Source organism: Rhizobacter sp. OV335 (assembly GCF_900142965.1).
GTDB lineage: Bacteria > Pseudomonadota > Gammaproteobacteria > Burkholderiales > Burkholderiaceae_C > Rhizobacter.
In genome coordinates this window covers 145,704-159,515 of the sequence record NZ_FRCQ01000013.1, presented here as the reverse complement: position 1 = coordinate 159,515, position 13,812 = coordinate 145,704, and the positions used below count along the sequence as shown (strand labels likewise).

The window sequence follows — 13,812 nt, the reverse complement described above, 5'->3', positions numbered from 1 at the left end:
GCCACTGTAGGCGGCCGGCCGCCGCCGCGCGCCACCGGGATTGCTCGGTTCAGCGCTGCGACACCGCGAGCCAGCCCTCGAGCTGCTGTGGATCGGCGAGCAGCGCCGCGCTGTCGCCGCGGTGCACGATGCTGCCGCGGTCGAGCACGATCGCCTGCTGCGTGATCGGCAGGATCATCCGCGGGTTCTGCTCGACGATGATCGCCGACAGCCCCTCATCACGCACCACGCGGGCGATCGAGCGCAGCAGCTCGTCGACGATGATCGGCGCCAGCCCTTCGAGCGGCTCGTCGAGCAGCAGCAGCTTCGGGTTCAGCACCAGCGCGCGTGCCACCGCCAGCATCTGCTGCTCGCCGCCCGACAGCTGGTGGCCGAGGTTGGCGCGCCGCTCGGCCAGCCGCGGGAACATCTCGTAGGCACGCGCCGGCGTCCACGGCCCGGGCCGCGCGACCGCGCTCAGGTTCTCGTCGACCGTCAGCGACTTGAAGATGTTGCGCTCCTGCGGCACCCAGCCGATGCCGGCCGCGGCGCGGCGGTAGGGCGGCAGCGCGCTGACGTCCTGCCCGGCCAGCACGATGCGGCCGGCGTGCCGGCGCGTCACGCCGACCAGCGTGTTCAGCAGCGTGGTCTTGCCGGTGCCGTTGCGTCCGAGCAGCGCAAGCGAGCGGCCGGCGTCGAGCGCGAAGTCGACGCCCTGCACCACCACCGCCTCGCCATAGCCGGCGCGCAGCCCTTCGACGCGCAGCAGCTCAGCCATCGACGGCGTCTCCATGGCCGAGGTACACCGCCTTGACCCGCGGGTCGTTCGAGATGCTCTGCACGTCGCCCTCAGCGAACAGCGCACCGCTGACCAGCACCGAGACCCGGCGCGCGAAGTTGAAGACCAGGTCCATGTCGTGCTCGATCAGCAGGATGGAGACGTCGGCCGGCAGCGCATTGATGGCGTCGAAGATCTCCTGCCGCTCGCCTTCGGGCACGCCGGCCACCGGCTCGTCGAGCAGCAGCACGCGCGGCTTGCAGGCCAGCGCGGTCGCGATCTCCAGCAGCCGGCGCTTGCCGTAGGGCAGCACCGAGACCTGGCGGTCCATCACGTCGTCGAGCCGGAACTGCTTCAGCAGCGCCTCGCAGGCCTCGGCCACGCCGTCCGCCCGGCCGAGCGGCTGCCACCAGCGCGAAGCGGCGCCGCGCTGGGCCGACACCGCCAGCGCGAGCGACTGCAGCGGCGTCAGCTCGCTCCACAGCTGGTTGATCTGGAAGGTGCGCACCAAGCCGCGGCGCACGCGCTGGTGCGGCGCGAGGCGGGTGATGTCCTGCCCGTCGAGCAGGATCGTGCCGGCGCTCGGCGCGAGCACGCCGGTCAGCAGGTTGATCAGCGTCGTCTTGCCGGCGCCGTTCGGGCCGATCAGCGCGTGGCGCGCACCGGTCTCGATCGTCAACGACACGTCCTGCGTCGCGGCGAGGCCGCCGAAGCGCTTGACGAGGCCGCGGGTTTCCAGCGCGACGCTCATGCCTTCGGCCTCCACCAGGTCCACGGACGGATGAAGCGATCGCGACCGACCAGCATCAGCACGACGAGGAACAGCCCGAGCCAGAACAGCCAGTACTGCGGCGTCCACGCCGAGACCAGGTCGTGCAGCAGCTTGAACGCGATCGCGCCGAAGATGCCGCCGTACAGGTAGCCGGTGCCGCCGATCACCAGCACCAGCAGCACGTCGGCGCTGCGGTGGAAATCGAGCACGTCGAGCGACGCGAAGCCGCTGGTCTGCGCGAGCAGCGCGCCGGCCGCACCGGCGAGTGCCGCCGCGAAGGTGTAGACCGCCACGAGGCGCGCATTCACCGACAGGCCGATGCTGGTGGCGCGCAGCCGGTTGTCGCGCAAGGCCTTCAGCGATACGCCGAACGGCGAGTGCACGACGCGCCGCGCGAGCAGCAGCGCGATCACCAGCACCGCGAGGCTGTAGGCGTACGCGGTGCGGCCATACAGGTCGAACTCGAAGCGCCCGAGCAGCGGCCCCATCACGACGCCCTGCAGGCCGTCGGTGCCGCCGGTCAGCCCATCCAGCTTGTTCGCGAGCTCGTACAGCACCGATGCGACGCCGAGCGTCACCATCAGCCGCGTCAGGTCGGAGCCGCGCAGGATCAGCAGGCTGCTGACGGCCCCGAGCAGCGCCGACGCGACGATCGCCACCGCCAGGCCGACCAGCGGGTCCGGCATCACATGCTTCGCGAACAACGCCGCGGCGTAGGCGCCGAAGCCGAAGAACGCCGCATGGCCCAGCGACACGATGCCGGCATAGCCCAGCACCAGGTCGAGCGACATCGCGAACAGCCCGAGGATCGCGATCTCGTTGAGCAGCAGCGCATGCTCGCCGGCGAACACGCCGGAACCCAGCGCGACCAGCCCGAGCGCGAACTCCCACCAGCGCCAGGCCGAAGCGGCGGCCAGTGAATCGCGCACGCCTTCGCGCAAGCTCATCGGGTCGCGCCCCGCCCGAACAGGCCTTGCGGGCGCAGCGTGAGGATCACGATCATCAGCGTGTAGACGATGAAGGCGCCGAGCTTGGGCACGTAGTACTTTCCGAACACGTCGGCGATACCCAGCAGCAGCGCGGCCAGCAGCGGGCCGGTGATGGTGGTGGTGCCGCCGACCGAGACGACGATCAGGAAATAGATCATGAACTTGAGCGGGAAGCTCGGGTCCAGCCCCAGCACCTCGGCGCCGAGCGCGCCGCCCAGCCCGGCCAGGCCCGAGCCGACCGCGAAGGTCAGCAGGAACACCTGGCTGGTGTTGATGCCCAGCCCCTGCGCGACGCGCGCGTCGTCGACCGCCGCGCGCAGCCGGCTGCCGAAGCGGGTGCGCGTCAGCACCGCCTGCAGCGCAATCGTCAGCACGCCGCACAGCACGATGAGGAACAAGCGGTACTTGCCGATGCCGACCGCGGCGAAGTCGAAGCGGCCCTGCAGCCACGGCGGCACCTGGATCATCTGCTGCTGCGAGCCGATCAACCAGTCGACCGCGGTGACCGCCATGAAGACCAGGCCGATCGAGAACAGCACCTGGTCGAGGTGCGGCTTCGCGTACATCGGCCGGTACAGCGTGCGTTCGAGCAGCGCGCCGGCCAGCGCGGTCAGGATGAAGGCAGCCGGCAGCGTCGCGAGGAAGGGCACGCCGAGGCGGTTCATCAACAGCACGGTGACGTAGCCGCCGGCCATCGCGAACGCGCCATGCGCCAGGTTGACGAAGTTCATCAGCCCGAGCGTGACCGCCAGCCCGACGGCCAGCACGAAGAGCAGCATCCCGTAGGCGATGCCGTCGAACAGCAGCGTCAGCATGCCTACTTCGTCTTGTTCGGATCCTTCACGGCCTTCTGCACCTCGAACTCCTCGTTGAAGAGCTGGCCGTTGACGCGGGCAACGCGGCGGATGTAGACGTCCTGCACGATGTCGCGCGTCTGCGCGTCGATCAGCACCGGCCCGCGCGGGCTCTCGAAGACCTGGCCCTTCATGGCAGCCAGCAGCGCATCGCCGCCGCCCGCGCCCTTGGTGGCTTCGAGCGCCTTCGTGATCACGCGCATGCCGTCGTAGCCGGCCACCGCCATGAAGTTCGGGCGGAACTTGTTGGCCGCCTGGAAGGCCTCGACGAACTTCTTGTTGAGCGCCGACGGGTGCGACGCGGAGTAGTGGTGCGAGCTGACGATGTTGAGCGCGACGTCGCCCATGTCGTTGAGCTGGTCGTCATCGGTCACGTCGCCGGTGCAGATCAGGCGGATGCCCGATTTGTCGAGCCCGCGCTCGGCGAACTGCTTCATGAACGCCGCGCCCTGGCCGGACGGCAGGAAAACGAACACCGCATCGGGGTTGGCGTCGCGCACCTTCTGCAGGAAGGGCGCGAAATCGGGGTTGCGCAGCGGCGAGCGGATCTCGGCGACGATCTCGCCGCCGTTCAGCTTGAAGCGGTCCTTGAAGGTCTTCTCGGCGTCGATGCCCGGCGCGTAGTCGGCCACCATCGTCACGGCCCGCTTGATCTGGTTCTTGCTCGCCCATTCGGCGATGCCCAGCGTGACCTGCGGCAGCGTGAAGCTGGTGCGCACGATGTAGGGCGACTGCTCGGTGACGATCGACGTGGCGGCGGCCGTCACGACCATCGGCGTCTTGCTCTGCGTCGCGATCGGCGCCGTCGCGAGGGCCAGCGGGGTCAGCCCGAAGCCGGCCAGCACGTCGACCTTGTCGCTGACCACCAGCTCCTGCGCGATGCGGCGGGTCGCGTCGGCCACGCCGCCATCGTCCTTGATGATCAGCTCGATCTTGCGGCCGGCCACCGTGGCGCCGTTCTGCGCCAGGTACAGCTTCGCGGCCGCCTCGATCTGCCGGCCGGTGGAGGCCGACTGCCCGGTCATCGGGAGGATGAAGCCGATCTTGAACGGCTTGGCCTGGGCCACGGCGGCCGACGAGAAAGCCAGGGGCAGGCTCGAGGCCAGCCCCGCCGCAGCGAGGTGCCGCAGGGCGGTGCGCTTGTGCATGCGTTGTCTCCGGGATAGAAGGCGGTGGATGATGCAGCGGATCCGGGGCCGGATGCTAGCATTCTGGTTCGCATACAGCACCCGTGTTCTATATAAGAACATTGCAGCAGAAACAGGGGCATCGCGCATCGCGGTGAACCCTCACAGGAGACGTCCATGACCTCGCGTTCCAGTGCTCCGTTTCGTGCCGATCACGTCGGCAGCTTCCTGCGGCCGAAGTACTTGCTGGAGGCTCGCGAGCGCTTCCGGTTGAAGGAGATCAACGCGGCCGAGTTGCGCGCGGTGGAAGACCGGGCGATCACCGAGATCGTCCGCTTCCAGGAGGACGTGGGGCTGCAGAGCATCACCGACGGCGAGTTCCGGCGCACCTACTTCCACATCGATTTCCTGGAGCAGCTGGGCGGCGTGAAGACCGACATCCCGATGCTGGTGAAGAAGCCGGACGGCACGGAGGAACTCGCCCCGCCGGTGATGCGCGTGATCGACAAGGTGCGCCACGTGAAGGACATCCAGCGCGCCGACTTCGAGTACCTGAAATCGCAGACGCGGCGCACGCCGAAGGTGACGATCCCGTCGCCGACGATGCTGCACTTCCGCGGCGGGCGCGCCGGCATCAGCCGCGAGCACTACCCGGACCTGGAGCCGTTCTACCAGGACGTCGCGAACGCCTATGGCGACGAGCTGCGCTCGCTGGCCGCCGCCGGCGCGACCTACGTGCAGATGGACGACACCAACCTCGCCTACCTGTGCGACGACAAGATGCGCGAGGCGGCCCGCCAGCGCGGCGACGACCCCGACGAGCTGCCGCACCGCTACGCCGGCTTCATCAACCGCGTGGTCGCGCAGAAGCCGCCCGGCATGACGCTCGCGGTGCACCTGTGCCGCGGCAACTTCAAGAGCACCTGGGCTGCGCAGGGCGGCTACGAGCCGGTGGCGCAGGCGCTGCTGTCGGAGATGGACGTCGACGCGTACTTCCTGGAGTACGACGACGCGCGCAGCGGCGACTTCAAGCCGCTGCGCTTCCTGCCGAAGGGCAAGACGGTGGTGCTGGGGCTGGTGACGACCAAGCTCGGCGAGCTGGAATCGAAAGACGAGCTGAAACGCCGCATCGACGAGGCCGCGAAGTACGTGCCGCTCGACCAGCTGTGCCTGTCGCCGCAGTGCGGCTTCAGCAGCACGGTGCACGGCAACGACATCGCGGTGGAGGCGCAGCGGGCGAAGCTGCGGCTGGTGGTGGAGACGGCGCAGGAGGTGTGGGGCTGATCGAGCGCCGCGGTACATCGGAGCTCGTGGACAATGCCGACCCCAGGGAGGTGGTCGCGACGCGACCGGGGGACGACATGACGAGATGGTGCGAAGCGGTGCGCCGGGCCTTGCCCGCGGTGTTGTTCGTGGCGGCTCTGCACGCCACGGCAGGCGACGACGAGTACAAGTCCAGTGATCCGGTGGTCAGCAAGATGACGACGCCGGACACCTTCAGCCGCATGTCGCTGTCACCTGACAGCCAGCGGCTCGCCGCGATCGGCCACGGCGGCGGGCACACGGGACTGTTTGTGCTGGACGTGCAGACGCTGGAGCCGATCTGCTGGTCCCACCGCGCATCGTGTATGGCCGACGCGTCGTGCAACCCTATCGGGTGATGTGGATCGGCGACGGGCTCCTCGTCGTCGGCTTGTCCGACGGCAGCTCGATCACGATCGACCTGCAGGGGAACGTCATTGCCAAGTTCGACGGCTGGGCCTGGATGCGCGTGCCGGCCCGGCCGCAAGGGTACTGACCGGCCGCGACGGCTACCGCGGCTACCTCGACACGGTGGATCCGCGCACCGGCAAATCGACGCGTGAGGACGTCGGCCTCGACGAGGAGTTCATCGAGGCGTCGTATGACGGTACCGGCGCCTTGCGCTTCGCGATCACGCGAAAGAGCTCGTTCTGGGAGGACGACACCCGCCTCAGCTACTGGTACCGCCCCGACGCCAAGGCGCCCTGGCAGTTGCTTGAGTCCCATCCTCTCACCGAAGACCGATGGAACGCTCTCGCTTTCGAGGACAAGGACACGCTCATCATCTCGTCCCGCCATGGCCGTGATACATGGGGCGTCTTCCGCTACGACTTGAAGACGCGCCAGACGGTGGATCTGATGGTCGGTGCCGAAAACCAGGATCTGCTGCCGGACATCGACCGCAACGCCAGCGTCCGTGGCGTCGTCGCTCAGGGCCTGAAGCCGGTCCAGATCTGGTTCGACCCCGTGTGGGCCGGGCTGCAGGCGACGATCGATGCGGCACGTCCCAATCACATCAACGTGCTGTCGGGCAACCCCAAGGGTCGGATCCTCGTGTATTCGTACAGCGACATCGACCTCGGGCGTTGGCTGGTGCTGGACCCCGCACAACGAAAACTGTGGCAGGTGGCCGAGCGCGATCCGGCGATCGATCCGGCCGCGATGCGGCCGATGGAAACCTTGCGCTATCCCGCTGCGGACGGCATGAGCATTCCCGCCTACCTCACCCGCCCCGCCCCGTCTGCAACGGCGGGAACGCTGCCTCCGCTCGTCGTGCTGATCCATGGCGGACCGAACGTCCGTGACCGTTGGGGCTTCGACTGGGAAGTGCAGATCCTCGCGGCGCACGGGTATGCGGTGTTCCAACCCCAGTTCCGAGGGTCCAGCGGCTTCGGCAAGAAGTTCGAGGTGGCCGGCCGCAGGCAGTGGGGGCTGGCGATGCAGGACGACATCACCGCCGGCGTGCAGTACTTGATCGACCAGCACGCCGTCGACCCGCAGCGCATCTGCATCATGGGCGGAAGCTATGGCGGTTATGCGGCACTGTGGGGCCTCGTGAAAACACCCGCGCTCTACAAGTGCGGCATCAGCGTTGCGGGTGTCTCCGACATCGCGAACATGCGGACGGACGGCTCCGACGCCAACGGCGACTGGGACGCCCGTCGTTGGAGACGTGAAATGGTGGGCAGCGTGAAGCAGGACAAGGCGCAGTTCGACAGCGTCTCCCCGCTGAAGCATGCCGACCGCATCCAGGCGCCGGTGTTGCTGATCCACGGAACCGACGACGAGCGCGTGCCGATCATCCACGGCAAGTACATGCGCACGGCATTGCTGGACCAAGGCAAGAGCGTCGAGTGGAAGCCCCTGCTCGGCGCAGGGCACGGCTTCTACGTGGAAGACAGTCGCCGAATCTACGACACGATCCTGCCATTCCTGGCGCGGTACATCGGCCCCCCGTCCGCCGCACCTGCTTCGGCCGCGACGTCTGCGCCTCGATGAAGGTCAGCGCTTGCGCGCGAGCGTGAGCCCGTCGCCGATCGGCAGCAACGACACATCCACCCGCTCGTCGCGGTGCAGCTTGTCGTTCAGCGCCTGCAGCGCCGCGGTGTCAGTGCCCGCCGCGGCCGGGTGCGCCACCTCGCCGCCCCACAGCACGTTGTCGATCGCGATCAGCCCGCCCGGGCGCAGCAGCTGCAGGCAGCGCTCCAGGTAGCCGTCGTAGCCGCGCTTGTCGGCATCGATGAACGCGAAGTCGTACTGCCCGGCCTCGCCCGCCGCGAGCCGCGCATCCAGCGTCTGCAACGCCGGGGCGATCTGCAGGTCGATCTTGTGCGCCACGCCCGCCTGCTGCCAGAACGGCCGGCCGACGCGGGTGTACTCGTCGCTGATGTCGCAGGCGAGCAGCCGGCCGTCATCGGGCAGCGCGAGCGCCACCGTCAACGCGCTGTAGCCGGTGAACACGCCGATCTCGATCGCGCGGCGCGCGCCGATCAGGCGCACCAGCAGCGACATGAACTGCCCCTGCTCGGGCGAGATCTGCATCGACGCGTGCGGGTGGCGCCGCGTCGCGTCGCGAAGCGCGGTCTGTGCCGGGTGCTCGCGCACCGAATGGGCGATGACGTAGTCGAGCAGGTGGTCGTCGAGCGGCAAGGTTCGGTTTGACATGGCAGTTCCTTTCAGTCGCCGAGGTTCTCGTGGTGCGCGATCACACCGCGCTTCCAGTACGCGGCTGCGCGGATCGCGTGGCGGTCGTGGCCCTTCTCGTCGACCAGCACGCGGCGCAGCGCCGCCATCGTCGCGGCCTCGCCGGCGCACCAGGCGTAGCCCTCGCCGGGCGGCAGCGTGAGTGCGCGCGCCGCGGCGAGCAGCGCGTCATCGCTGTCGACATGCTGTACCTGCAGCTCGGCGGCGCTCGCGAGCGGCCGGCGGTCTGCTTCATCGAGCTGCAACAGCACGATCGCGCGCGTGCCGGCCGGCAATTCCTCCAGCCGGCGCTCGATCGCCGGCAGCGCACTCGCGTCACCGACCAGCAGGTGCCAGTCGTAGTCGAGCGGGATGATGAAGGAGCCGCGCGGGCCGGCCACCATCAGCGCGTCGCCGGGCTTCGCACGCGCAGCCCAGTCGGACGCCGGGCCGTCGTCGTGCAATGCGAAGTCCAGCGTCAGCTCGCCCGCAACTGCATCGTGGCGGCGCGGCGTGTAGTCGCGGCGCACCGGTTCGCCATCGCCGGTGTCGATGAAGAGCTTCACATGGTCGTCGAACGACGCGCTGACGAAACCCGCCATCGGCTCGCCGGCCACCACGATGCGCCGGAAGCCGGGGCTGGTGGCCTCGACGCGCACGATGCGCAGCTCGCGCCTCTTGATCTCATGCTGGATGCGCTGCACGCGCCGGGTGGATGTTTCTGCCGTCATGGGAGCCGCTTCCGAAATGGTTGACAATATCCCCCATCATGGGCAAACAAGATGACAATGTCAACCATCAGGGCAAAGCCCGCGTGGAAGACGACGTGCTGGAGCTGATCCACACGGTGATGCACCAATACCGCGGCCAGCAGTACCAGGTGCTGCGCGACGGGCCGCACGACATCACGCACATGGAGAGCAAGGTGCTCGGCTACTTCGGCCGCCACCCCGGCACGACGCAGAGCGACCTGGCGCAGCACAGCGGGCGCGACAAGGCGCAGCTGGCCCGGCTGATCAAGGGCCTGCGCGAGCGCGGCCTGCTCGATGCGCAGGCCGACGCGGCCGACCGGCGCAGCGTCGCGCTGTCGCTGACGGCGGACGGCCAGGCGGTGCTGCGCACGCTGCAGCAGCAGGCGCGCAAGCTGACGGCGCGCGCGGTGTCGGGGTTCAGCGCGGCCGAACAGCGGCAGTTGCAGGCGCTGCTGCAGCGGGTGACGGACAACCTGGCGTCATCGGACTGACAGCGGTATCGGAACACGCTCCCGACAGTGCCGGCCCGCGGCACTGCGTGCACGCAGCGGCACCAGGCATCACGGCACATCGCTACCATCGCCCCCACATCCCGGAGGAGCCATGGACCTGCACGATGAACCCCCCGCGCTCTCGCAGCGCCTGCCGCAGGGCATCGCCGTGCTGGCCGCGGCGCTCGGCGGGCTGGGCCTGATCTTCTGGGTCGCCGCCAACTGGGACGAGCTGGGTCGCACCGGCCGCTTCGCCTTGCTGCAGGCCTGCGTGGTCGTGATGTGCGCCGGCGCGCTGTGGCGGCCCACGCTGCGCGCGCCGCTGGGGCTGCTGGCGCTGCTCGCGATCGGCGGCCTGTTCGCGTTCTTCGGCCAGACCTACCAGACCGGCGCCGATGCCTGGCAGCTGTTCGCGCTGTGGGCCGCGCTCGCGCTGCCGCTGTGCCTGGGCGCGCGCAGCGACGTGCTGTGGGCCCCGTTCGCGCTGGTCGCGATGAGCGGCATCTCGCTGTGGATCGTCGCGCACACCGGCCACCGCTGGCGCATCGAGCCGCAGGACCTGCCGGCGCACCTGATCGGCTGGAGCGCGGCGATCACGCTGGTGGCCGCGCTGCACCCGGCGTGGCAGCGCTTCACCGGCGGCGGTGAATGGGGTGAGCGCACCGCGGTGACGCTCGCGGTCGCGATGATCTGCATCAGCGGCGCCAGCGCGGTGTTCGGCGACCGCAGCGGCGCGCACTACGCGCTGGCGCTGGCAGTGCTGGGCGTCGCCGCGGTGGTGTTGTCCAACCAGCGCCTGTTCGACATCTACGGGCTCAGCGCGGTGGCCCTCGGGCTGAACGCGCTGCTCGTCGCCGGGCTCACGCACTGGCTGTTCGACCGCCGCAGCCCGTTCGACGAGATCAGCCGGATGCTGGTGCTGGGCCTGTCCGCAGCCGGGCTGCTGGCCGCCAGCGTGTCGGGCGTGATGCGCCTCGCACGCCGCCACGCACGCACCGGCACCCCCAGCGGAGCCGACGCATGAACGATTCCCTCACGATCTCTTCCGAGACCCGCCCGTGGCCGGTCGTGCTGCTGACCGGGCTGGGCGCCTGGCTCGCGGCCGTGCCGCTGATCATCGTCGTCGGCATGCTGTTCGGCGATTTCGTCACGCGCGGCGCGGGCCCCTACCTGATCGGGCTGCTGGTGCTGGCCGGTTCGCTGGTGGTGCTGCATTCGCGGCAGATCCCGCTGTTCGTCGAGCAACTCGCGGTGCCGGGGTTGATCGTCGGCGGCGGCGCGCTCGCCTTCGGGCTGTTCCGCGATCTACCGGATGCCCTCGCCTTCGCGGCGCTCGGCGCGGTTGCGCTTGCCGCCGCGGTGCTGGTGCATGCCGACTGGCTGCGCGCGCTGCTCGGCGCGCTGGCGGCGGTGATGCTGGCGCTCGCGCTGGCGATCGACCCGTGGCGCGGCTCGCATGCGACGCGCCTCGGCGTGTTCTGGCTCGCGTGGCACGGATGCGCGGCGGCCTGGCTGGCGGCTCACGTGATGGTGCGCCGCATCCCGCAGGAGCACGCCGCCATCGTCGAACCGGTCAGCGCCGGCTGGCTGCTCGCGACGCTGTGCGGCCTCGCCTGGTGGGCCGGCATGACCTTCCTGGTCGGCGCGAACCTCGGTGAGTTCGGCAACGACGTCGCGCGCGGGTTCGATCGCGATGGACCTCACTGGACCGGCGCGCTGCAGCAGGCGGCCTCGCTGACCTTGGCCATCGTCGGCGCGCTGTGGGCCGCGCGCCGCTGGCCGGGCCTGCGCCAGCCGTGGCTCATCGGCGTGGCCGCGGTGCTCGCGTTGCTGGCCTGGTTGATGCCGACGCTCGGCGCGGTGCTGCTGGCGCTCGCGCTGTGCATCACCACGCGACGCTGGCGCCTGGCCGCCACCGCTGGCGTGGCCGCGGCCTGGATCATCGGCGCGTTCTACTACCAACTGGCGTGGCCGCTCGCGCACAAGGCTTTGCTGATGGTGGCGGCCGGCGTGGTGCTCGCGCTGCTGGCGCGTTGGGGCACGCCGCGGCGCGTGTCGAGCGAGGCTGCGACACCGGTCGTGGCATCGGCCGGACTGCAACGCTGGGGCATCGCGATCTGCGCGGTGGCCGTGCTGGCCGTCGCGAACTTCGCCATCTGGCAGAAGGAATCGCTGATCGCCCACGGCCAGCCGGTGTTCGTCGAACTCGCGCCGGCCGATCCGCGCTCGCTGATGCAGGGCGACTTCATGCGGCTGAACTTCCGCATGCCGTTCAGCGTGCAGCAGCAGCTCGACGGCGACCCGCTGCGTGCGCAGCGCCCGCACGCAATCGCCCGGCGCGATGAGCGCAACGTGCTGACGCTGCTGCGGCTGGACAACGGCACGCCGCTTGCCACCGACGAGCTGCGCGTCGAGCTGACGCCGAAGGGCGGCGACTGGATCCTCGTCACCGATGCATGGTTCTTCCGCGAGGGCGAAGCGCAGCGCTGGTCCGGGGCGCGCTTCGGCGAGTTCCGCATCGACGACAACGGCCGCGCCCTGCTGATCGGGCTGCGCGGGCCCGAGTTGAAGCCGCTCTAGTCGGCCGCACCGGCCGCGACGCGCATCAGCAGCTTGATCAAGGTCGCACGCTCGCGCGACGACAAGACCTGCAGCGCGTCGTCTTCCATCGTCTCGGCGATCTTCTCGGCGCGCGTCGTCAGCTTGCGCCCCGCCGGCGTCAGCGCGATGCGCTGCGAGCGCCGGTCGTCACTGCAGCGCTCGCGCAGCACCCAGCCGCGCTCGACCATGCGGTCCAGCGTCACCGCCATGTTCGGCGCCGACACGTCCAGTGCCTGACCGAGCTGTTTCTGGTTCACGCGCTCGTTGGCCGCCACCAGCACCAGGATCGAGAACTCCACCGCCTTCAGTTGCAGCGGCCCGAGGTGGCGCACGAACGAGCGCTTCAGCTGCACCGAGGCGCGCGTCGCCGCATAGCCGACCAGGTGCTCCAGGCGCGAGGTGTCGAGGGCTTCCGCCATCAGCGGGGTCCGTAGGGCCTGTTAACACTACGGGAAGGCTCGCGCCGGTGCCTGCCAAGGCGCTGGGCAAGGCGCGACGCGCGGCCCGGGCTCTCTGCCCGGGCAAGCGGCGCAACGCGGCCCAGCGCCTTGGCAGGCACCGGCCCGCAGGGTGATCTCATCAAAAGGGCACCCGCCGCGTTGCACGGCTTGCCCAGGCAGCAAGCCTGGGCTGCGCCGTGCGCCTTGCGGGTGCCCTTTTGATGAGTCACGCGAGCCTTCCCGTAGTGTTAACAGGCCCTAGACCGCGCCGCGCCGAGGTAGGTGTCGATCACGCGCGCATCCCGCGCCAGCTCGCCCGCCGGGCCTTGCAGCACGATCTCGCCCATCTCCAGCACGTAGGCGTGGTCGGCGACCTCCAGCGCCGCGCGCGCGTTCTGCTCGACCAGCAGGATCGTCACGCCGGTCGCGCGCAACGCGGCGATGGTGCGGAAGATCTCGCGCACCACCAGCGGCGCGAGGCCGAGGCTCGGCTCGTCGAGCATCAGCAGCGACGGCTCGCCCATCAGCGCGCGACCCACCGCCAGCATCTGCCGCTCGCCGCCTGACAGCGTGCCTGCGAGCTGCCCGCGCCGCTCCTGCAGGCGCGGGAACAGCGCGAACACGCGTTCCATCGCGTCGCGTGCCGCCTGCGGCCCGCGTTGGCGCAAGCGCCATGCGCCGAGCCGCAGGTTGTCCTCGACCGGCATGCTGCCGAACAGCGCGCGGGTTTCGGGCACCAGCGCGATGCCGCGGTCGACGCGCGCCTCGAGCGGCAGCGCGTCGATCGCACTGCCTTGCCAGCGGATCGCGCCGCGCGACGGCAGCACGCCCATCAGCGCGTTCAGCAGCGTCGACTTGCCGGCACCGTTCGGGCCGATCACGGTGACGACGCTGCCGGCGGCGGCTTGCAATCGGATGCCGCGCAGCACTTCGGCGCGGCCGTAGCCGGCGTGGAGCTCGTTGACTTCGAGGGCTTCGACAGGCTCAGCCCGACCCTTCGACGAGCTCAGGGTGAACGGAGGGGTGGGGGTCGCGTCGCTCATGC

16 protein-coding genes are annotated in these 13,812 nt (G+C 69.8%); 7 read left to right on the top strand and 9 right to left on the bottom strand.

Features of this window, described 5'->3' with window-relative positions:
* Nucleotides 1-49: 49 nt before the first annotated feature.
* The 5 genes from BUE42_RS15760 to BUE42_RS15740 are packed head-to-tail and all read right to left on the bottom strand — an operon-like array spanning nt 50 to nt 4,520.
* Nucleotides 50-757: an ABC transporter ATP-binding protein gene (locus tag BUE42_RS15760; RefSeq protein ID WP_073466073.1), complete on the bottom strand. Its 708-nt coding sequence runs from the start codon at nt 755-757 to the stop codon at nt 50-52.
* A complete protein-coding gene (locus BUE42_RS15755) occupies nt 750-1,508 on the bottom strand; it encodes an ABC transporter ATP-binding protein (protein ID WP_073466074.1) in 759 nt (252 codons plus the stop codon). Before BUE42_RS15755 ends, BUE42_RS15760 begins: the two co-directional genes overlap by 8 nt.
* Entirely contained in the window at nt 1,505-2,476 is a 972-nt protein-coding gene (locus BUE42_RS15750; RefSeq protein WP_073466045.1) for a branched-chain amino acid ABC transporter permease, read from the bottom strand. Before BUE42_RS15750 ends, BUE42_RS15755 begins: the two co-directional genes overlap by 4 nt.
* Nucleotides 2,473-3,333, bottom strand: a complete 861-nt coding sequence (locus tag BUE42_RS15745; RefSeq protein ID WP_073466044.1) for a branched-chain amino acid ABC transporter permease — start codon at nt 3,331-3,333, stop codon at nt 2,473-2,475. Before BUE42_RS15745 ends, BUE42_RS15750 begins: the two co-directional genes overlap by 4 nt.
* Nucleotides 3,334-3,335: 2 nt before the next feature.
* On the bottom strand, nt 3,336-4,520 hold the full coding sequence (locus BUE42_RS15740; RefSeq protein WP_073466043.1) for an ABC transporter substrate-binding protein: 1,185 nt from the start codon (nt 4,518-4,520) through the stop codon (nt 3,336-3,338).
* A gap of 156 nt (nt 4,521-4,676) precedes the next feature.
* Here BUE42_RS15740 and BUE42_RS15735 point away from each other — a divergent pair, with 156 nt between their 5' ends.
* The 4 genes from BUE42_RS15735 to BUE42_RS15725 are packed head-to-tail and all read left to right on the top strand — an operon-like array spanning nt 4,677 to nt 7,799.
* Complete coding sequence (locus BUE42_RS15735; RefSeq protein WP_073466042.1) at nt 4,677-5,783, top strand: 5-methyltetrahydropteroyltriglutamate--homocysteine S-methyltransferase; 1,107 nt, start codon at nt 4,677-4,679, stop codon at nt 5,781-5,783.
* A 26-nt stretch (nt 5,784-5,809) separates the two neighbouring features.
* The gene (locus BUE42_RS15730; protein WP_143171526.1) at nt 5,810-6,160 is read left to right on the top strand and encodes a hypothetical protein; all 351 of its coding nucleotides are present in this window, start codon (nt 5,810-5,812) and stop codon (nt 6,158-6,160) included.
* Nucleotides 6,142-6,297 carry a hypothetical protein gene (locus BUE42_RS33020; protein ID WP_159445427.1) on the top strand — a complete coding sequence of 52 codons (156 nt, stop codon included), beginning with the start codon at nt 6,142-6,144 and terminating at the stop codon, nt 6,295-6,297. Before BUE42_RS15730 ends, BUE42_RS33020 begins: the two co-directional genes overlap by 19 nt.
* Before the next feature lie 35 nt (nt 6,298-6,332).
* Nucleotides 6,333-7,799 carry a S9 family peptidase gene (locus BUE42_RS15725; RefSeq protein ID WP_073466040.1) on the top strand — a complete coding sequence of 489 codons (1,467 nt, stop codon included), beginning with the start codon at nt 6,333-6,335 and terminating at the stop codon, nt 7,797-7,799.
* 3 nt (nt 7,800-7,802) lie between these two features.
* Here the strand turns inward: BUE42_RS15725 and BUE42_RS15720 are convergent, their stop codons facing one another.
* Both BUE42_RS15720 and BUE42_RS15715 read right to left on the bottom strand, forming a co-directional pair.
* Complete coding sequence (locus BUE42_RS15720) at nt 7,803-8,465, bottom strand: class I SAM-dependent methyltransferase (protein WP_073466039.1); 663 nt, start codon at nt 8,463-8,465, stop codon at nt 7,803-7,805.
* 11 nt (nt 8,466-8,476) lie between these two features.
* Nucleotides 8,477-9,214, bottom strand: a complete 738-nt coding sequence (locus tag BUE42_RS15715) for a siderophore-interacting protein (protein ID WP_073466038.1) — start codon at nt 9,212-9,214, stop codon at nt 8,477-8,479.
* 38 nt (nt 9,215-9,252) lie between these two features.
* Between BUE42_RS15715 and BUE42_RS15710 the strand changes: the two genes are divergently transcribed.
* From BUE42_RS15710 to BUE42_RS15700, 3 genes are all read left to right on the top strand, one after another.
* A complete protein-coding gene (locus BUE42_RS15710) occupies nt 9,253-9,726 on the top strand; it encodes a MarR family winged helix-turn-helix transcriptional regulator (protein ID WP_073466037.1) in 474 nt (157 codons plus the stop codon).
* Nucleotides 9,727-9,838: 112 nt separating this feature from the next.
* Nucleotides 9,839-10,750, top strand: coding sequence for a DUF2157 domain-containing protein (locus tag BUE42_RS15705; protein WP_073466036.1), 912 nt, complete (start codon nt 9,839-9,841; stop codon nt 10,748-10,750).
* Complete coding sequence (locus BUE42_RS15700; RefSeq protein WP_083614175.1) at nt 10,747-12,306, top strand: GDYXXLXY domain-containing protein; 1,560 nt, start codon at nt 10,747-10,749, stop codon at nt 12,304-12,306. The genes BUE42_RS15705 and BUE42_RS15700 overlap by 4 nt, the downstream gene beginning before the upstream one ends.
* Here the strand turns inward: BUE42_RS15700 and BUE42_RS15695 are convergent.
* Complete coding sequence (locus BUE42_RS15695) at nt 12,303-12,746, bottom strand: MarR family winged helix-turn-helix transcriptional regulator (RefSeq protein WP_073466034.1); 444 nt, start codon at nt 12,744-12,746, stop codon at nt 12,303-12,305. The two genes, BUE42_RS15700 and BUE42_RS15695, sit on opposite strands and share 4 nt — an antisense overlap.
* 269 nt (nt 12,747-13,015) lie before the next feature.
* Entirely contained in the window at nt 13,016-13,810 is a 795-nt protein-coding gene (locus tag BUE42_RS15690; protein WP_083614174.1) for an ABC transporter ATP-binding protein, read from the bottom strand.
* Nucleotides 13,811-13,812 lie beyond the last annotated feature (2 nt).